Source organism: Krasilnikovia sp. MM14-A1259, from assembly GCF_047159535.1.
GTDB lineage: Bacteria > Actinomycetota > Actinomycetes > Mycobacteriales > Micromonosporaceae > Actinoplanes.
The window spans coordinates 3,988,048-4,006,257 of record NZ_BAAGAJ010000002.1 but is presented as its reverse complement, the minus strand read 5'-3'; the positions used below and the strand labels follow the sequence as shown (position 1 = coordinate 4,006,257).

General features: G+C 73.1%; 11 protein-coding genes. 8 read left to right on the top strand and 3 right to left on the bottom strand.

What is annotated here, in order from left to right; genetic code table 11:
- Nucleotides 1–265 precede the first annotated feature (265 nt).
- On the top strand, nt 266–2,068 hold the full coding sequence (metG, locus tag ACMCNK_RS17910; protein ID WP_412737550.1) for a methionine--tRNA ligase: 1,803 nt from the start codon (nt 266–268) through the stop codon (nt 2,066–2,068).
- Nucleotides 2,069–2,072: 4 nt separating this feature from the next.
- On the opposite strand, the gene ACMCNK_RS17905 is transcribed toward metG, so the two are convergent.
- On the bottom strand, nt 2,073–2,978 hold the full coding sequence (locus ACMCNK_RS17905) for a hypothetical protein (RefSeq protein ID WP_412737549.1): 906 nt from the start codon (nt 2,976–2,978) through the stop codon (nt 2,073–2,075).
- Nucleotides 2,979–3,212: 234 nt separating this feature from the next.
- Between ACMCNK_RS17905 and ACMCNK_RS17900 the strand changes: the two genes are divergently transcribed.
- From ACMCNK_RS17900 to ACMCNK_RS17875, 6 genes are all read left to right on the top strand, one after another.
- Nucleotides 3,213–4,124: a TatD family hydrolase gene (locus tag ACMCNK_RS17900; protein ID WP_412737548.1), complete on the top strand. Its 912-nt coding sequence runs from the start codon at nt 3,213–3,215 to the stop codon at nt 4,122–4,124.
- A gap of 30 nt (nt 4,125–4,154) precedes the next feature.
- Nucleotides 4,155–5,045, top strand: a complete 891-nt coding sequence (gene rsmA / locus ACMCNK_RS17895; RefSeq protein ID WP_412737547.1) for a 16S rRNA (adenine(1518)-N(6)/adenine(1519)-N(6))-dimethyltransferase RsmA — start codon at nt 4,155–4,157, stop codon at nt 5,043–5,045.
- Nucleotides 5,042–5,617, top strand: a complete 576-nt coding sequence (locus tag ACMCNK_RS17890) for a Uma2 family endonuclease (RefSeq protein ID WP_412737546.1) — start codon at nt 5,042–5,044, stop codon at nt 5,615–5,617. The genes rsmA and ACMCNK_RS17890 overlap by 4 nt, the downstream gene beginning before the upstream one ends.
- Entirely contained in the window at nt 5,614–6,543 is a 930-nt protein-coding gene (locus tag ACMCNK_RS17885) for a 4-(cytidine 5'-diphospho)-2-C-methyl-D-erythritol kinase (protein WP_412737545.1), read from the top strand. Before ACMCNK_RS17890 ends, ACMCNK_RS17885 begins: the two co-directional genes overlap by 4 nt.
- Nucleotides 6,544–6,550: 7 nt before the next feature.
- Entirely contained in the window at nt 6,551–8,368 is a 1,818-nt protein-coding gene (locus tag ACMCNK_RS17880; RefSeq protein ID WP_412737544.1) for an ABC-F family ATP-binding cassette domain-containing protein, read from the top strand.
- An 82-nt stretch (nt 8,369–8,450) separates the two neighbouring features.
- The gene (locus ACMCNK_RS17875; protein WP_412737543.1) at nt 8,451–8,912 is read left to right on the top strand and encodes a DUF4383 domain-containing protein; all 462 of its coding nucleotides are present in this window, start codon (nt 8,451–8,453) and stop codon (nt 8,910–8,912) included.
- Nucleotides 8,913–8,958: 46 nt separating this feature from the next.
- Here ACMCNK_RS17875 and ACMCNK_RS17870 read toward each other — a convergent pair whose 3' ends face one another.
- Both ACMCNK_RS17870 and ACMCNK_RS17865 read right to left on the bottom strand, forming a co-directional pair.
- The gene (locus tag ACMCNK_RS17870; RefSeq protein ID WP_412740897.1) at nt 8,959–9,561 is read right to left on the bottom strand and encodes a TetR family transcriptional regulator; all 603 of its coding nucleotides are present in this window, start codon (nt 9,559–9,561) and stop codon (nt 8,959–8,961) included.
- Nucleotides 9,562–9,716: 155 nt separating this feature from the next.
- Nucleotides 9,717–10,679: an acyl-CoA desaturase gene (locus tag ACMCNK_RS17865; RefSeq protein WP_412737542.1), complete on the bottom strand. Its 963-nt coding sequence runs from the start codon at nt 10,677–10,679 to the stop codon at nt 9,717–9,719.
- A gap of 428 nt (nt 10,680–11,107) precedes the next feature.
- On the opposite strand from ACMCNK_RS17865, the gene ACMCNK_RS17860 reads away from it, so the two are divergent.
- On the top strand, nt 11,108–18,208 hold the full coding sequence (locus ACMCNK_RS17860) for an SDR family oxidoreductase (RefSeq protein ID WP_412737541.1): 7,101 nt from the start codon (nt 11,108–11,110) through the stop codon (nt 18,206–18,208).
- The last annotated feature ends 2 nt before the right edge of the window (nt 18,209–18,210 follow it).

Here is an 18,210-nt window from a genome sequence, read left to right as displayed (position 1 = left end):
AGCGGCGGGCGCGGCGGCGCCGCGGTGGGGGCGGCGGTGCGCCCGGAATCGCGGTCGGTCGTGGCGTGCCGCCGGGCAGCGTCGTCCGAGGCCGCCCTCTTCTCGCTGCGCGGTGTTTCCCCTGGCTGCGGCGCGTCTGCGGTCACCGGTCCATTGGACTACGCGGCCCCGCGGCGAGCACGCTCCTGATGGGGCGTGTCGGGACAAATCAGACCACTGCTATCCGTTCGCGCGGCGCATGCGGCGGTCACTACGCTGGAGAACCATGAGTCACGTTCTCGCCGCGGTTGCCTGGCCCTACGCCAACGGCCCGCGCCACATCGGTCATGTCTCCGGCTTCGGGGTGCCCTCCGACGTGTTCAGCCGGTACATGCGGATGACCGGTCACGACGTGCTCATGGTCTCCGGGACGGACGAGCACGGCACCCCGATCCAGGTGCAGGCGGACGCGGAAGGCGTCACGCCGCGCGAGCTGGCCGACCGGTACAACCGGGTGATCGTCGAGGACCTGCACGGCCTCGGTCTGTCGTACGACCTGTTCACCCGTACCACCACGGGCAACCACTACGCCGTGGTGCAGGAGTTGTTCAGTGGGCTGCTGGACAACGGGTACATCGTGCGTAAGACGACGCTGGGCGCGATCTCCCCGTCCACCGGCCGGACGCTGCCCGACCGCTACATCGAGGGCACCTGCCCGATCTGCGGGTACGAGAGCGCCCGCGGCGACCAGTGCGACAACTGTGGCAACCAGCTCGACCCGGAGCAGTTGGTCCACCCCCGGTCGCGGATCAACGGGGAGACCCCGGAGTTCGTCGAGACGGAGCACTTCTTCCTCGACCTGCCCGCGTTCGCCGAGGCGCTGGCCACCTGGCTCGACGCCCGGGAGGGCTGGCGGCCCAACGTCCTCAAGTTCTCCCGCAACCTGCTCGACGACCTGCAGCCGCGGGCCATCACCCGCGACCTGGAGTGGGGCGTACCGATCCCGCTCGACGGCTGGCGGGAGCGCAACGACAAGCGCATCTACGTCTGGTTCGACGCGGTGATCGGCTACCTGTCCGCGTCCATCGAGTGGGCTCGGCGCACCGGCGACCCGGACGCGTGGCGGCAGTGGTGGTCCGCCGACGGCGAGGGCAAGGACGCGAACGCGTACTACTTCATGGGCAAGGACAACATCGTCTTCCACTCGGTGATCTGGCCCGCCCTGCTGCTGGGCTACTCCGGCGCGGGTGACAAGGCCGGGGAGCCGGGGCGGCTGGGCAAGCTGAACCTGCCGACCGAGGTCGTCTCCAGCGAGTACCTGACGATGGAGGGCCGCAAGTTCTCCTCGTCGCGCCGGGTGGTCATCTACGTGCGCGACTTCCTGGAACGCTACGACGCGGACGCGCTGCGGTACTTCATCGCCGCGGCGGGCCCGGAGAGCAACGACACCGACTTCACCTGGGCCGAGTTCGTGCGGCGCAACAACGACGAGCTCGTCGCGGGCTGGGGCAACCTGGTCAACCGGTCGATCTCGATGGCGGCGAAGAACTTCGGCGCCCTACCCGAAGCAGTCGAGCTGACCGACGCCGACCGCGACCTGCTCGCGGTCGCCGAGGCGGGTTTCGCCACGGTCGGCGACCTGATCGGCCGGCACCGGCAGAAGGCCGCGATCGGCGAGGCGATGCGGGTCGTGGCCGAGGCCAACAAGTACCTGTCGGAGCAGGCGCCGTGGCAGCTCAAGGACGAGGCGTCCAAGCCTCGGATGGGTACGATCCTGCACGTCGCGCTGCAGGTGGTGCGCGATGCGAACACGCTGCTGACGCCGTTCCTGCCGCACTCCGCGCAGAAGGTGCACGAGCTGCTCGGCGGTACGGGCGTGCACGCGCCGATGCCGTCCATCGTGGAGGTCGAGGACCTCGACGGCGGACCCGGCTACCCCGTGCTGATGGGCGACTACACCGTGGGCGCGAAGTGGGAGCGTGTGCCGCTCGTGGCGGGCACGCCGCTGGCCGCACCGAAACCGGTGTTCCGTAAGCTCGATCCGTCCGTCGTGGACGAGGAGCTGGCCCGCCTGGAGGGCGCCGAGTAACGGCTCAGATCGCGTACGGCAGGTCCTCGATGTGGTGGCCCTCCAGCTCCCGCATCGGGGCCCACGCCTCGTACACGCCGCGCTCGTAGCCACGGGCGCCGGTGTCCACGAGCGCATCGGCGTCCGGGCGGATCAGCCGCAGGCGTGCCCAGCTCTCGTCGCGCTGCAGCACCCAGCACGGCACACCGCGCCAGCTTGCCTGCTCAGCGCGGCGGCTCAGCGTGGTGACCGGATACCGGGCGGCACGGGTCAGCGCCCGCACCCGGAACTCCCCGGGCGGGTCCGCGACCGCCTCGTACTCGTGCTCCTCCAGGCCCGCCTGGCCGACCAGGCGGGCCGACGGGGTGTCGGTGCACGGCACGTACTCCCGGTCGGGACTCACGCCCGGCACGCCGTCGAGCAGGTGCCGCCACCGTGGCCCGGCCAGCCGCAGCCAGCCGTGCTGCTCGGGCTGGTACGTGTACAGCACGACCTCCTCGCCGCCCGGCGCGTACGCGAGAAGCTGCGCGTTCGCAGGCAGCGGCAGGTCGGCGAAGCCCGCGGTGACGAACTCGGGGATCAGGTCGTCGTCTGCGGGCGTGAAGCCGGTGCCCAGCACCAGCGCCCCGACCCGGCCGTGCGCGGGCAGTGTGGACAGACCCGGCTGGGCGGGCGCGCAAGGGATCTCGTAGTCGCTCGGATCGACCGCCCGCCAGCGCAGCGCGTACGTCACCGTGGTGTCCGTGGTGCCGTCCGTGCGCAGCAGCGCCAGGTCCTCGGGGCCGGGCAGGTGGGCGATGTCGCAGGCCCGGTAACAGAAGCCGTACGGCAGCCAGCCGCCCAGGTGGCCGGCGAGCTGCGCGGCCGACAGGACCTTCACCATGCGCGTGCCGCGGCGCACCGCCGCGGTGGCGCGGATTCTTTGCAGCATCGGGTCGTCCCGATGCGCCGCGGATTGACTCATTCTCTGCACCGCTGCCCAGCTCAGGTCCCGCAGAAGCGGCGCCATCAGGGGCGGCTCCAGGGGATCGGCGCTGACAGCGCTCTCCTCACCCGTCACGGTCACGCGGGCACACTAAGTGATGATCATTGATTCCGGGTTAATTTCCGGTTGCTTGCAGTGCGGGTGAAGGAAGTCTCACCCGGATGTGTGATGCTGGGCCGGATGGACACCACCTCGCCCGCCGAGTCCCGCCGTGCGCGCGCCCGTCGCCGCGCCGGCGAGTTCCCGCCCGCGCCCGAGCCGCTCGCCGTGCCGGTCTTCGACAGCCACACCCACCTCGACATCACAGTGCACGAGGCGGGCGTCCCGGGCGGCTCCGCCGGGGATCCGGCCGAAGCTGCGGATCAGGTCGAAGCCCTCATCGACGCGGCCGCGAAGGCCGGCGTGGACCGGCTCGTCCAGGTCGGGGTGGACGTGGCGTCGTCGCGGTGGGGCGCGCAGCTCGCCGCCCGCCACCCGGCCGTACTGGCCACGGTGGCGCTGCACCCGAACGAGGCGCCGGTCCTCGCGGATCTCGACGAGGCGCTGCGCGCCATCGAGGCGCTGGCCGCCGAGCCGCGGGTCCGCGGGATCGGGGAGACCGGGCTGGACACGTTCCGCACCGGCGCGGACGGTCGGGCCGCGCAGGAGGAGAGCTTCCGCGCCCACATCGCGATCGCGAAGCGGTACGGCAAGCCGCTGATCATCCACGACCGGGACGCCCACGACGACGTGCTGCGCGTACTGGACGCCGAGGGCGCCCCGGACACCGTCGTGCTGCACTGTTTCTCCGGCGACGCCGGCTTCGCCGCCGAGTGCGTGCGCCGCGGCTACCTGCTCAGCTTCGCGGGTGTCGTCACGTTCGCCAGCGCAGGGGACCTGCGGGCGGCCGCCGCCCTCACCCCGCCGGAGCAGATGCTGGTGGAGACGGACGCGCCGTACCTGACGCCGATGCCGTACCGGGGGCAGCCGAACGCCTCGTACCTGATCCCGCTGACCGTGCGGGCCCTGGCCGAGGCCGCGGGCGCGGACCTGGACACGCTGTGCGCCACGATCTCGGCCACCGGCGACCGGGTGTTCGGCCCCTGGCGCTGACCCGGCGCAGCCGCCGTAGGCTGTGGTCTCATGGCGGACGCACTGCTCGGCCCGGCGGACATCCGGGAACTCGCGGCGCGCCTCGGCGTCACGCCGACCAAGAAGCTCGGTCAGAACTTCGTGCACGACCCCAACACCGTGCGCCGGATCGTGACCGCCGCGGGACTCACCCACGACGACGTCGCGCTGGAGGTGGGCCCGGGGCTCGGCTCGCTCACGCTCGGCCTGCTGGCCGAGGCGGCGCACGTGCACGCCGTGGAGATCGACCCGGTGCTGGCCGCCGCGCTGCCGGTGACGGTCGCCGGGCGCGCCGGCAACGCCCGGCTGACGGTGCACCGCGCCGACGCCCTGCGGATCACCGCCGCGGAGCTGGACCCGGCGCCGACGATGCTGGTGGCGAACCTGCCGTACAACGTGGCCGTGCCGGTCGTGCTGCACCTGCTCGCGATCCTGCCCACGCTGCGCGGCGGCCTGGTCATGGTGCAGAAGGAGGTGGCGGACCGGCTCACGGCCGGTCCCGGCTCCAAGGTGTACGGCATCCCGTCGGTCAAGCTGGCCTGGTATGCGTACGCCAAAGCGGCCGGCCGGGTACCGCCCGCGGTGTTCTGGCCCGTACCGAACGTCGACTCCGGGCTGGTCGCGTTCACCCGGCGCGACCCGCCCGCGGACGTCGACCGGCGCGCGGTCTTCGCGGTGGTGGACGCGGCGTTCGCGCAGCGCCGCAAGACGCTGCGGGCGGCGCTGAACGGCTGGGCCGGCGGGGCCGATCAAGCCGAGAAGGTGCTGGTCGCGGCCGGGATCAACCCGCAGGCCCGGGGGGAGTCGCTGACCGTCGAGCAGTTCGCCGCGATCGCGGCTGCCGGAATCCGGCACGGGTACGGCGGTAAGCTCAGCGGGACGCGCGAGGAGGTGGACCGATGACCGCCGAACCAGCCGGCCATGTCAGGTGGTCGCCCGATCCGATCCGGCAGCGCCTCGCGATGTACACAATTGAGGACGTCCTTCTCCTGCCCGATGACGCCCCCCGCGTCGAGCTTCGCGACGGAGTCATGATCGTGGTCCCTTCCCCCACGGCTGGGCATCAGAAGATCGGCAATCTGCTGTGGCTGTGGTTCCACCAGCACGCCCCTGAGATTTTTGAGCCGTCGACCGCGGTCGGCGTCGCCGTCGATGTCGGCGACACCCTTGAACCTGACGTGTTGCTGCTGCGCCGGCCGGTTCCGGAGGGTCGGCACTACTTCCTGCCGTCGCAGGTTGCCATCGTGGTCGAGGTGGTGTCGCCGAGTACGAAGCGCCGGGACCGGCTGGAGAAGCCCGCCGCGTACGCCGCCGCCCGCATCCCGCACTACTGGCGCATCGAGCAGGACCCGCTGCACGTCTTCGCGTACGACCTGATCGACGGGCGGTACGAGCTGGCCGCCGACTCGGACACCGAGCTCGTGCTCACCGAGCCGTTCGAGATCACGTTGCCGATCCGGGACATCGCTCCGTGACCGAGGCGTGGGGGCCGGACGACGACAAGCCGCGCCGCTCCGCCGGTCCGGTACGGGTCCGGGTGCCCGCGAAGATCAACCTGCACCTCGGGGTGGGGCCGCTGCGGCCCGACGGCTACCACGAGCTGAACACCGTTTACCACGCGATCAGCCTGTTCGACGAGCTGACCGCCCGGCCGGGGGACACGCTCACGCTCACGATGGAGGGCGAGGGCGCCGGTGAGCTGGACCTCGACGAGACCAACCTGATCATCCGGGCGGCCCGCGCCCTGGCCACCGAGGCCCGGGTGCCCGCGCACGCGCGGTTGCATCTGCGCAAGTCGATCCCGCTCGCCGGTGGCCTGGCGGGCGGCAGCGCGGACGCGGCCGCCACGCTGCTCGCCTGCGACCTGCTGTGGGGCACCGGGCTGTCCCGCGACGAGCTGGGCGAGATCGGTGCCACGCTGGGCTCCGACGTGCCGTTCCTGCTGCACGGCGGCACCGCGCTGGGTACGGGGCACGGCGAGGCGGTCAGCCCGATCCTGGCCCGCCCGACGACCTGGCACTGGGTGGTGGCCATCGCGGACGGCGGCCTCGCCACCCCCGAGGTCTACCGCGAGCTGGACCGGCTGCGCGAGGGTTCCTCCGCGCCCGCCCCGCTGATGTCGGCGCTGCGCCAGCGTGATCCCGAGGTGCTCGGCGCGGCGCTCGGCAACGACCTGCAGCCCGCCGCGCTGTCGCTGCGCCCGCACCTGGCCGACGTGCTCAAAACCGGGGCCGAGGCGGGCGCTCTCGCGGGGCTCGTGTCGGGCTCCGGGCCGACCTGCGTCTTCCTCGCGGCCGACGGCGCGCACGCCCAGACCGTGGCGGCGGCGCTGGCCGACGCCGGGGTGTGCCGGGAAGCGGTCACCGCGCGCGGGCCGATGCCGGGGGCGCGGGTAATCTAGTCGGATCGTGGCCAACATCGTCAATCTGGACCGGGTCGGCAAGGGGTATGGCGCCGCCGGTCAGCTGCTCACCGACGTCTCCCTCGGGCTCGACGACGACGCCCGCGTCGGCATCGTCGGCCTCAACGGCGCGGGTAAGTCGACCCTGCTGCGGCTGCTCGCCAAGGTCGAGGAGCCCGACTCGGGCCGCGTCACCCACCGGCGGGACCTGCGCGTCGCCGCGCTGCCGCAGACGCTGAATCTCGCCGCCGAGGCCACGGTCCGCGACGTCGTGCTGGGCACGGCCTGGCTCGCCCAGGGGATGGGCGCGGAGCACGAGTGGGCGGGCGACGCCGGGGTCCGGGCGATCCTGGACGGGCTCGGCATGGCGTACCTGGGGCTGGACACCCCGGTGGGGCCGATGTCGGGTGGGGAGCGTCGCCGGGTGGCGCTGGCCGCGCTGCTGGTCCGCGAGGCGGACCTGCTGATCCTGGACGAGCCGACGAACCATCTCGACGTGGCGGGCGTGGACTGGCTGGCCCGGCACCTGCTGTCCCGTCGCGGCGCACTGGTGGTGGTCACCCACGACCGCTGGTTCCTGGACGCGGTGTGCACCGCGACCTGGGAGGTCGTGGACGAGGCGGTGCACACGTACGAGGGCGGGTATGCGGCATGGACGCTGGCCCGGGCGGAGCGGCAGCGGGTCGCGGCGGCCGTCGAGGCGCGGCGGCAGAACCTGCTCCGCAAGGAGATCGCCTGGCTGCGCCGGGGCCCACCGGCGCGTACGTCGAAGCCGCAGTTCCGGATCGACGCGGCGAACGCGCTGATCGCGGACGTGCCGCCGGTGCGCGACACGGTCAGCCTGCAGCGGCTCGCGGTGTCCCGGCTCGGCAAACAGGTGTACGACCTGGACAGCGTCGCGCTGCAGGCCGGGGAGAAGACGATCCTGTCCGGCCTGACCTGGCAGGTGGGCCCAGGGGATCGGATCGCGATCCTGGGGGCGAACGGGGCCGGCAAGACCACGCTGCTACGCCTGCTGGCCGGGGTGCGCACCACGGACGGCGGCCGGCTGGTCACGGGCGCCACCGTGCGCCCGGCGTTCCTGTCGCAGGAGCTGACCGAGCTGCCGGGGCACCTGCGCCTGCTGGAGGCGGTCGAGGAGGTCGCGAAGCGGGTCCGGCTGGGCGACCGGGAGATGTCGGCTGCGCAGCTCGCCGAGGTGTTCGGGTTCACGGACAAGCGGATCTGGACCCCGGTCAGCGACCTGTCCGGCGGTGAGCGCCGCCGCCTGCAGCTGCTGCGGCTGCTGGCCACGGAGCCGAACGTGCTGCTGCTCGACGAGCCCACCAACGACCTGGACACCGACACCCTGGCGTCGCTGGAGGACCTGCTCGACTCGTGGCCGGGCACCATGATCGTCGCCAGTCACGATCGCTACCTGGTCGAACGGGTGACCGAGACGGCGTACGGGATGTTCGGCGACGGGCGGCTGGTGCACCTGCCCGGCGGTGTCGACGAGTACCTGACCCGGACCGCGGCACACGGTGCGGCGTTGGCGTCCGCCGCGCCGGCAGGGTCCGCGCCCGTCCCGTCCGCGCCGGGCCAGTCCGAGCCGGGGCTCTCGGCGGCTGAACTGCGGGCGGCCCGTAAGGACCTGGCCAAGCTGGAACGCCAGCTCGGCAAGCTGGAGCAGCGCATCCTCACGCTGAACGAGAGCCTCGCCGTGCACGGCGCCGACTACGACAAGATCGTGGAGCTGGACACGCAGCTCCGGGCGGCTCAGTCGGAGCGGGCGCAGGTCGAGGAGGCCTGGCTGGAGCTGGCCGAGCGCATCCCGGACCACTGATCCGGGGGTGCCCCTGCGCGCCGGTGGGCGATACGCGAGAATCGGCTGGCGAGAACGACACCCGAGCTGGAGAACTGACACCATGGCGCACACCCCGGTCAACCACCCGCTGCGGCCGCTCTACCGCGCCATCGGCGCCCTGATGGGCGCCTACCTGGTCGTCTTCGGGGTGGTGGGTTTCATCGTCACCTCGGACGAGGGTCTGTTCGGCACCGGCGGTGACCGGGTGCTCGGTCAGGACACGAACCTGTTCTGGTCGATCGTGTCGCTGGTGCTCGGCGTCGTGGTGCTCGGCGCGACCGCGCTCGGCAACAACCGGGACAGTGCCGCGTACACGTTCGTCGGGTGGGCGCTGGTCGGCGTCGGCGCGTACTCGCTGGCGGTGCAGCGCACGGACGTGAACGTCCTGGACTTCAGCATCGCGACCGTGGTCGTGACCTGGCTCGTCGCGCTGGTGCTCATCATGTGCGGCCAGTACACCAAGGTCGCGCGGCCCGAGCAGATCGCCGCGCCGCGCCGGGCCGAGGAGCGCGCGGTCGCCTGATCGCCCTCCGGCGCCGCAGGCTGACCTGCGGCGCCGTCGCTTCGCCTCAGCGGGGCTTGCGGGTGCGCAGGGCGGGCTTGGCCTCCAGATGCGACAGCCCGTTCCAGGCGAGGTTGACCAGGTGCGCGGCGACCATGTCCTTCTTCGGCTTGCGGGCCTCACGCCACCACTGACCGACCAGCGCCACCATGCCCACGAGGGCCTGGGAGTACAGCTCGGCGAACTTCGGGTCGAAGCCGAGCCTCTTGAACTCGTCACCGAGTATGTGCTCGACCTGGTGGGCCACGTCGTTCATGACGCTGGAGAAGTTTCCGCCGGGGGAGAGCACGGGCGACTCGCGCACCAGCACGCGGAAGCCGTGCGGCTCCTGCTCGATGTAGTCCAGTAAGGCCAGGGCCGCCTGTTCCAGCAGCTCGCGCGGGTGCCCGGCGGTGAGTGCGGTGGCGATGCGGTCCAGCAGGGACCGGACCTCCCGGTCGACGACGACCGCGTACAGCCCTTCCTTGCCGCCGAAGTGCTCGTAGACGACCGGCTTGGACACCTTCGCCCGGGCGGCGACCTCCTCGACGCTGGTGGCGTCGAAGCCGCGCTCGGCGAACAGCTGCCGGCCGATCGTGATGAGCTGCTCGCGGCGCTGCGCGGCGGACATGCGGACGCGGGAGGTCGGGGGGCTGCCCGCCGCGGGCCGGGCGCCGCGGGCCCGCCGGCCCCGGGGCTCGATGGTGGTGTCGTCCTGGTCGGTCACCCGGACATCCTGCCAGTCGGGGCCGACTTCCACCGGCCCCGAACGGCCGGTGGCCGGGCTTACGATGACGCGGCCTTGACCATCTTGGCGGCAAGCCGCTCCGCGCGCGGCCATTTGACGTCGTACGCGGCACCGGCCTTCTCCAGGGCCCAGATGACCCGGGCGGAGATGTCGATCTGTCCACGCAGCACGCCGTGGCGGGCGCACGTCGGGTCGGCGTGGTGCAGGTTGTGCCAGCTCTCGCCGAAGGAGAGCAGGGCCAGCGCCCAGACGTTCGAGGCCCGGTCACCGGCGCGCATCTCGAACGGGCGCTCGCCGTACACGTGGCAGACGGAGTTGATCGACCACGTGATGTGGTGCAGCACGCCGATGCGCACGATGCCGGCCCAGAAGAACGCGGACAGCGCGCCCTGCCACGACCACGTCACGAGGCCGCCGATGAGCGCGGGCCCGAGCGTCGAGAAGATCACGAGCGGCAGGAACATCTGGTCGACGCGGCGGATGTCGCGGTCGGCGAGCAGGTCGGGGGCGAACCGGGACCGGTTGGACAGCTCGCGGCTGAACATCCAGCCGAGGTGGGCGTGCCACAGCCCGCGGGTCAGCGCCCAGTAGCCGGTGCCGAAGCGCCACGGCGAGTGCGGGTCGCCCTCCAGGTCGCTGAACGCGTGGTGCCGGCGGTGGTCGGCCACCCACTGGATGACGTTGCCCTCGATGGCGAGCGAGCCCGCGATCGCGAGCGCGATGCGCAGCCAGCGCTTGGCCTTGAACGAGCCGTGCGTGAAGTACCGGTGGAATCCGACCGTGATGCCGAGACCGGACACGATGTAGAAGACCGACCCGATCGCGACGTCCGTCCAGGACAGCCAGCCGCCCCACGCGACCGGCACCGCGGCGACGATCGCCAGGAACGGGATGATCACGAACGCGTACAGGGCGATGAGCACACCGCGCTGCTGCGGGCCCTCGGTCAACGGCTTGGGGCCGGCGGCCTGGGGTGCGGGCTCGACGAGCACGGAAGTCATGGCACCTCACACGGGGGGAAAGAGAAGCTCGGGGGAGGGAGCTAGATCAAGAAGCTACGGCTACGTCACCGTAACCTACGCAACCGTAGCTCGCCCAGGGTCGCCAGCCCACGAAATGGGGGAAGCGCTTCCCGATTTCGACGCGTTTGCAACGGGCTTGCACCCGTACGGCACAGTGGTGGAAATTCTGATGAACGTCGATATGTATCCCGACAAGCTGACCGGTCAGGTGCAGCCCCGACGGAAGATCTGCACCTTGTCCATCGACATGGTGTAACCCCGTTGTAATCAGCCGCCGATAACTTCCTTGCCGAAGTAGATTCATGTATTGAGATGTATCGAATTGTTGTCCCCGTCTCAGCCGCCCCACCGACCTCGCACCTCTCAGGCACCTCGCCCTGCCGCCGCGCCCACGAAGCGGGAGTCCGATGAGTACTGCCCTCGATCAGCACCGGCTCGTCATCGCCGTCACCGGCGGAGCGGGCCTGGAAGCCAGCCCCCACGCCCTCGCCGCCGCACTGCGCGCAGGCGCGCTCGGCGTCCTCGACCTCGGCACCGGCGACCCCTGGTCGCTGCGGGTGCTGTCCCAGGCCGCCCGCCGGGCGACCGGGAGCTTCGGCGTCCGGGTCACCGCGGCCTGCGCCGCCACCCCCGCCGACCTGGCCCAGCACGCCGGGCCGGCGGTCGACTTGATCATCCTGGCGGCCGACAGCCCGTGGCCGGTGGCCGACCTGGCCCGCCGCTGCCGGGTACTGGTCGAGGTCACCGACCTCGCCGAAGCGCGGGCCGCGGTGGCCGCCGGCGCGCACGGACTCGTCGCCCGCGGCATGGAATCCGGCGGCCGGGTCGCGGAGCTCAGCGCGTTCATCCTGCTCCAGCAGCTCGTGGCGGAGGTCGAGCTGCCGGTGTGGGTGGCGGGCGGCATCGGCCCGGCCACCGCCGCGGCGGCCGTCGTGGGCGGAGCATCGGGCGTGCTGCTGGACACCCAGTTCCTTTTGCTCCCAGAGTCCACATTGGTCGATGATGTTGCGATTCTGTTGCGCCGCATGGACGGCACCGAAGTCGTCACCGAAGGCGGTCACCGGGGACTGCGCCGCGGCGCCGACCTGCTGCCCATCGGCCAGGACGGCTGGCTCGCGGCCGACTTCGCCCGCCGCTGGCCGGACACCGCCGCCGCGGTGCACGGCATCCGCGCCGCCATCCTCGACGCGGTGCAGCACCCCGACGCCGGGGCGGCGCTGCGGCCCGGCGCGCCACTGGCCCGTACGCTCGGTGTCGGCCTGCCGGTCGCCCAGGGGCCGATGACCCGGGTCAGCGACGAAGCCGGGTTCGCCGCCGCGGTGGCCGACGCGGGCGGCCTGCCCTTCATCGCGCTTGCCCTGGCCGACGCGGCGCAGTCCCGCCGGATGCTCACCGAGGCCGCCGCCGCACTCGGCGACCGGCCCTGGGGCGTCGGCGTGCTCGGCTTCGCCCCCGAAGCGTTGCGGGCCGCCCAGATCGAGATCATCCAGGAGATCAAGCCCGCCGTCGCGATCATCGCAGGCGGCCGCCCGGCCCAGGCCAAGGGACTCGAAGCGGAAGGCATCAGCGCGTTCCTGCACGTGCCCTCGCCCGGGCTGCTGCGCCAGTTCCTGCAATCCGGCTCCCGCAAGTTCATCTTCGAAGGCGCCGAGTGCGGCGGGCACGTCGGGCCGCGGGCCAGCTTCCCGCTGTGGGAGGCCCAGCTCGCGGTGCTGAGCGACTTCCTCACGGACAAGCCCGACGCCGCCGCCGAGCTGCAGATCTTCTTCGCCGGCGGGATCCACGACGAGCGCTCCGCGGCGATGGTCGCCGCGCTCGCCGGGCCGCTCACCCGCCGCGGCGCCCAAGTGGGCGTGCTCATGGGTACGGCGTACCTGTTCACCGCGGAAGCGGTCACCCACGGCGCGATCCAGCCGCAGTTCCAGCGGCAGGCCGTGGCGGCCACCGGGACGGCGCTGCTGGAGACCGCCCCCGGGCACGCCACCCGGTGCCTGCCGTCGGGGTTCGTCGACGACTTCCACCACCTGCACGACGAGCTGGAAGGCGCGGGCGTGGAGAACCGCGTCATCTGGGAACAGCTCGAACTGCTCAACGTCGGGCGCCTGCGGATCGCCAGCAAGGGCCTGCGCCGCGACGGCGACGCCCTCGTCCATGTCGACGAGCCCACCCAGGCCGCCGAGGGGCTGTTCATGGCCGGGCAGGTCGCCGTGCTGCGGCACGACACCACCACGGTCGCCACGCTGCACACCCAGGTCACCACCGGTGCCGCCGCGCTGCACGCCGGGCGGATCCGCGCGGCCCGTACCGAGCTGGGGCTCGACGACCTCGCCGAACGGGCGGTCGCCGCGCCGCTGGACGTCGCGATCGTCGGCATGGCGTGCGTCTTCCCCGGCTCACCCGACCTGCCCGCGTTCTGGAACACCGTGCTCGGCGGCAAGGACGTCGTCCGCGAGGTCACCCCCGACCGGTGGGACCCGGAGATCTACTACGCGCCCGAGGTCGGCCCCGGCCAGGCCGGGCGGATCACGGTCAGCAAATGGGGCGGGTTCATCGACCCGGTGCCGTTCGACGCGATCCGGTACGGCATCCCGCCGGCCGCGCTGGCCAGCATCGACCCCACCCAGCTCCTCGCGCTGGAGATCTCCCACCGGGCGCTGCTCGACTCCGGGTACGCGTACGACTCCGGGGCGGACCACTCGCGGACCGGGGTGGTGTTCGGGGCCGAGGCCGGCAGCGACATGAGCCAGACCCAGACGCTGCGCACCCTGCTGCCCGGCTATCTCGGCGACGTGCCGGAACAGATGGAGGGGCTGCTGCCCACGGTCACCGAGGACACGTTCCCCGGGGTGCTCGCCAACGTCATCGCCGGGCGGGTCGCCAACCGGCTCGACCTGGGCGGCCCCAACTACACCGTGGACGCCGCCTGCGCCTCCTCGCTGGCCGCCATGGACGCCGCGTGCAAGGAGCTGATCACCGGCGCCAGCGACCTGATGATCTGCGGCGGCGCCGACCTGCACAACGGCATCAACGACTACCTCATGTTCACCTCGGCGCATGCGCTGTCCCCGACCGGGCGCTGCCGCACGTTCGACAGCACCGGTGACGGCATCGCCCTCGGCGAAGGCGTCGCGGCGGTCGTGCTCAAGCGGCTCGCCGACGCCGAACGCGACGGCGACCGCATCTACGCGGTCGTCAAGGGACTCGGCGGCGCCAGCGACGGCCGGGCCCTCGGGCTCACCGCCCCGCGGGCCGAGGGGCAGCGGCGGGCGCTGGACCGGGCGTACGCGTCGGCCGGGGTCACCCCGGACCGGATCGGGCTCGTCGAGGCGCACGGCACCGGAACCGTGGTCGGTGACCGTACCGAGCTGGAGACGCTGACCCGGATGTTCACCGAGTCCGGGGCGCGCCCCGGTACGGCCGTACTGGGCTCGGTGAAATCCCAGATCGGGCACACCAAGTGCGCCGCCGGGATGGCCGGGGTGATCAAGGCGGCGATGGCCCTGCACACCGGGGTGAAGCCGCCGACCATCAACCTCACCCGGCCCAACCCCGCGTGGAACGCCGAGACCAGCCCGTTCGCGTTCCACACCGAGGCGCGGCCGTGGGCCGCCCCGGCCGCCGAACGGCTCGCCGGGGTCAGCGCGTTCGGCTTCGGCGGCACCAACTTCCACGTGGTGCTGTCGGCGCACGCCCCGACCGCCGACCCCCGGCACACCCGCGACGAATGGCCCGCCGAGCTGTTCTGCTTCCGCGGGGCGGACCGGGAGGCGGCGCGGCGCGGCGTACAGAAGATGCTCGACCGGCTGGCCGCGGCGCCGGACGCGCGGCTGCGTGACCTCGCCGCCGCCGCGTCGCGCGAGTCCGACCCGCGCACCGGCGCGGTGCGCATCGCGGTCGTCGCCTCCGACACCGCCGACCTCGCCGACCTGCTGCGCCGGGCGCTCGACGGCGAGCACGACCCGCGTACGGGGCTGCACCAGCCGCCGGAGTCCGACGGCCCGGGCAAGGTCGCGTTCCTGTTCCCCGGGCAGGGCAGCCAGCGCCCCGGCGCGCTGGCCGAGCTGTTCGTCGCGTTCCCCGAGCTGCGCGACTACCTGCAGCTCGGCCGCGAGTACGCCGACCTGCTGTTCCCGGCCACCGCGTTCGACGAGGCGGCCGAGGCGGCCCAGGCCGACCGCGTCCGCGACACCCGGGTCGCCCAGCCGGTGCTCGGCATCGGCGGGCTCGCCGCGGACCACGTGCTGCGCCGCCTCGGGGTGCGCCCCGACATGGCGGGCGGGCACAGCTACGGCGAACTCGTCGCACTGTGCACCGCGGGAGCGTTCGACCCGGCCACCCTGCTGGACCTCAGCCGGGAACGGGCCGCCGCCATCCTCGGCGCCGCCGGCGACGATCCCGGCGCGATGGCCGCGGTCGGCGGCACCGCCGAGCAGGTCGCCGCCGGGCTGGACGCGGCCGGGCTGACCGGCGAGGTGGTGCTCGCCAACCACAACGCCCCGACCCAGGTGGTCGTCTCCGGCCCCACCGACGCGGTCGAACGGGCCACCGCCGCGCTCAAGGCGGCCGGGCTGCGGGCCCGCGCCATCCCGGTCGCGTGTGCGTTCCACAGCCCGGTTGTGGCCGCCGGCGCGGACACGTTCGCCGCGGTACTCGCCGGCCGCCCGGTCGCGGCGCCGACCCTGCCGGTGTACGCGAACCGCAGCGCCGAGCCGTACCCGGCGGACGCCGAGGCGGTCCGTGCCGGGCTGGCCGCGCAGATCGGGGCGCCGGTCCGCTTCGTGGAGCAGATCGAGGCCATGTACGCCGCGGGCGCCCGCACGTTCGTGGAAGCAGGTCCCGGCCGGGTCCTCGGCCGGCTCGTCGCCGCCATCCTCGGCGAGCGCCCCCACCAGGTCGTCGCGGTCGACGGCCGCCCCGGCCAGGGACTGCCCGCGCTGCTCACCGCGGTCGCCGAACTGGCGTGTGCCGGGGTGCCCGTGCAGACCGGCTGGCTGTACGCCGGGCGCGACGTCGCGCCCGTCGCGCCCACCACCTCCGACAGCCGTCCCATCTGGACCATCGACGGCCAGGTGGTCCGCGACCGCAACGGGGACTGCCTGCCCGGCGGAATGACCCCCGCTCGACGAATCGAGGAGTTCACGATGACCGCAGCAGGCGGGGCCGACGCCGGCCGCGACGCCAGGGACGAGCTGGTCAGCGAGTTCCTGCGGACCAGCCGTGACCTGATCGCCAGCCAGCGCGACGTCCTGCTGGCGTACCTGGGTGACGGGTCCGGGGGGCGGCTGGTGTGGCAGCCCGACGAGGCGACCGTCCTGGCCCGGCCGGCGGCTGTGCTCGCGCCGGCAACCGTCGTCCCGGCGGCCGCCGCCGCGCCGTCGTACGTCGCTGCGGTTCCGGCCGCGTCCGCCGCCGCGCAGGTGGCGGTGGCCGCACCGGTCGCGGTCGTGACCGCGCCTGCGCTGGATGTGCAGGGTGCGGTGCTGGCGGTGATCAGTGAGCGGACGGGGTATCCGGAGGAGCTGATCGAGCTTGATCTGGATCTGGAGGCGGATCTGAGTGTCGACTCGATCAAGCGGGCGGAGGTGGCCGGGGAGGTGGCGAACCGGCTGGGGTTGTCCGTGGAGGGCGACGAGTCGGAGCTGGAAGACCTGGTGAAGGCACGTACGGTCCGGGCGATGGTGTCGTGGCTGGACACTCGCATCAACGTGACGGCGCCGACCGCCCCGGCCCCGATCGCCGCCACGGCCGCCGCGCCTGCGCTGGACGTGCAGGGTGCGGTGCTGGCGGTGATCAGTGAGCGGACAGGGTATCCGGAGGAGCTGATCGAGCTTGATCTGGATCTGGAGGCGGATCTGAGTGTCGACTCGATCAAGCGGGCGGAGGTGGCCGGGGAGGTGGCGAACCGGCTCGGGTTGTCCGTGGAGGGCGACGAGTCGGAGCTGGAAGACCTGGTGAAGGCACGTACGGTCCGGGCGATGGTGTCCTGGCTGGACACTCGCATCAACGGCGCCCCGACATCGAACGCCGCCGCGATCGAAGCACCCGCCACGGCGGCAAACCCGGGCATCGCGCCGCAGCGCCTGATCGGCGTCGTCGAACCCGCCCCCGCCGCCGGTGGCGCCCCCGCCCTGGCCGGGGCCCGTTTCCTCATCACCGGCGGTGCCGCCGCCGGGGCCGCGCTGGCCGAGCAGCTCGCCGAGTGCGGCGCGGCCGGGGTGTCCGCGAGCACGGACGCCGACCCGGCCGGGATGGACGGCGTCGTCCTGCTCGACGGGCTCACCGACGGCGCCGGGCCGCTGCTGCCGGACGCGTTCGGCTTCGTCAAGCGGGCGGTCGCGGCCGGGCCGCGCTGGCTGATCGCGGCCGGCCCCGAGCCCGGCGGCCCGCGTACCGACGGCCTGCCCGGCCTGTTCCGCACGCTCGCCCGGGAGTACCCCGAGGTGGTCGCCCGGTACGTGCGGGTGCCCGCGGACGCCGCCGCCGACGAGGTGGCCCGGGGCCTGGTCGAGGAGCTGCACGACGCCACCACCACCCCGGTGGTGCACCGGCGCGCCGACGGCCGCCACGCGGAACAGCTCGTCCCCACGGGGCTCGGGGCGCTCGCCGCCGGTGGCGCCGGCCCGGCCGGGGAAGGGGTCGCCGAGGCGCAGGCGATCGGGCTGGACGCCGACTCGGTGGTCGTGCTCGTCGGCGGCGCCCGCGGCATCACCCCGTGGTTCGCCCGTACGCTCGCGGGCGGGGCGCGGTGCCGGATCGAGCTGGTCGGGCGTACGCCGCTGCCGCAGACCGACGAGGACCCGGAGCTGGCGGCAGCGGCCGACAAGGCCGCGCTGCGCGCGACCCTGGCCCGCCGCGGCATGCGCTCGCCCGCGGACATCGACCGCACCGCGTCGGGCATCCTGGCCGCGCGCGAGGTCGCCGCGACCGTCGCCGAGCTGACCGAGCTCGGCGCGGACGTCCGATACCACTCGCTGGACGTCCGCGACGACGAGGCCACCCACCGGCTGATCAAACGGATCCACGACGAGTACGGCCGCATCGACGGCCTGGTGTACGCGGCCGGGATCATCGAGGACAAGCTGATCGCGGACAAGGACCCGGAGTCGTTCGCCCGGGTGTTCCGTACCAAGGTCGACGGCGCGCAGTCCGTGCTGGACGCGCTCGCCGGGTGCGGGGCCGAGCCGAAGTTCGTGGTGCTGTTCGGCAGCATCGCCGCCGCCTACGGCAACCGGGGCCAGAGCGACTACGCGGCCGCTAACGACGCGCTCGACACCATGGGTGCCCGCTGGTCCGCGCAGACCGGGCACCGCGCGCTGACGGTGCACTGGGGACCGTGGGCGCCGGTCGGGCTGCACGCCGGGATGGTCTCGCCGGCGCTGACCGCGGAGTACGCCCGCCGCGGCATCGGCCTCATCGACCCCGAGGAGGGCGCGCTGAGCCTGCTGCGCGAACTGGCCTGGGGCGAACCCGGCACCACCTCGGTCGTCCTCACCGCCTCGGGCTGGTAGGC

Coding starts and splice junctions, on each gene's coding strand:
- ACMCNK_RS17890 (WP_412737546.1), top strand. CDS start 5,042: ATGACCGCCGAACCAGCCGGCCATGTCAGGTGGTCGCCCGATCCGATC.
- ACMCNK_RS17860 (WP_412737541.1), top strand. CDS start 11,108: ATGAGTACTGCCCTCGATCAGCACCGGCTCGTCATCGCCGTCACCGGC.
- ACMCNK_RS17865 (WP_412737542.1), bottom strand. CDS start 10,679: ATGACTTCCGTGCTCGTCGAGCCCGCACCCCAGGCCGCCGGCCCCAAG.
- metG (WP_412737550.1), top strand. CDS start 266: ATGAGTCACGTTCTCGCCGCGGTTGCCTGGCCCTACGCCAACGGCCCG.
- rsmA (WP_412737547.1), top strand. CDS start 4,155: ATGGCGGACGCACTGCTCGGCCCGGCGGACATCCGGGAACTCGCGGCG.
- ACMCNK_RS17875 (WP_412737543.1), top strand. CDS start 8,451: ATGGCGCACACCCCGGTCAACCACCCGCTGCGGCCGCTCTACCGCGCC.
- ACMCNK_RS17905 (WP_412737549.1), bottom strand. CDS start 2,978: ATGCTGCAAAGAATCCGCGCCACCGCGGCGGTGCGCCGCGGCACGCGC.
- ACMCNK_RS17900 (WP_412737548.1), top strand. CDS start 3,213: ATGGACACCACCTCGCCCGCCGAGTCCCGCCGTGCGCGCGCCCGTCGC.
- ACMCNK_RS17870 (WP_412740897.1), bottom strand. CDS start 9,561: ATGTCCGCCGCGCAGCGCCGCGAGCAGCTCATCACGATCGGCCGGCAG.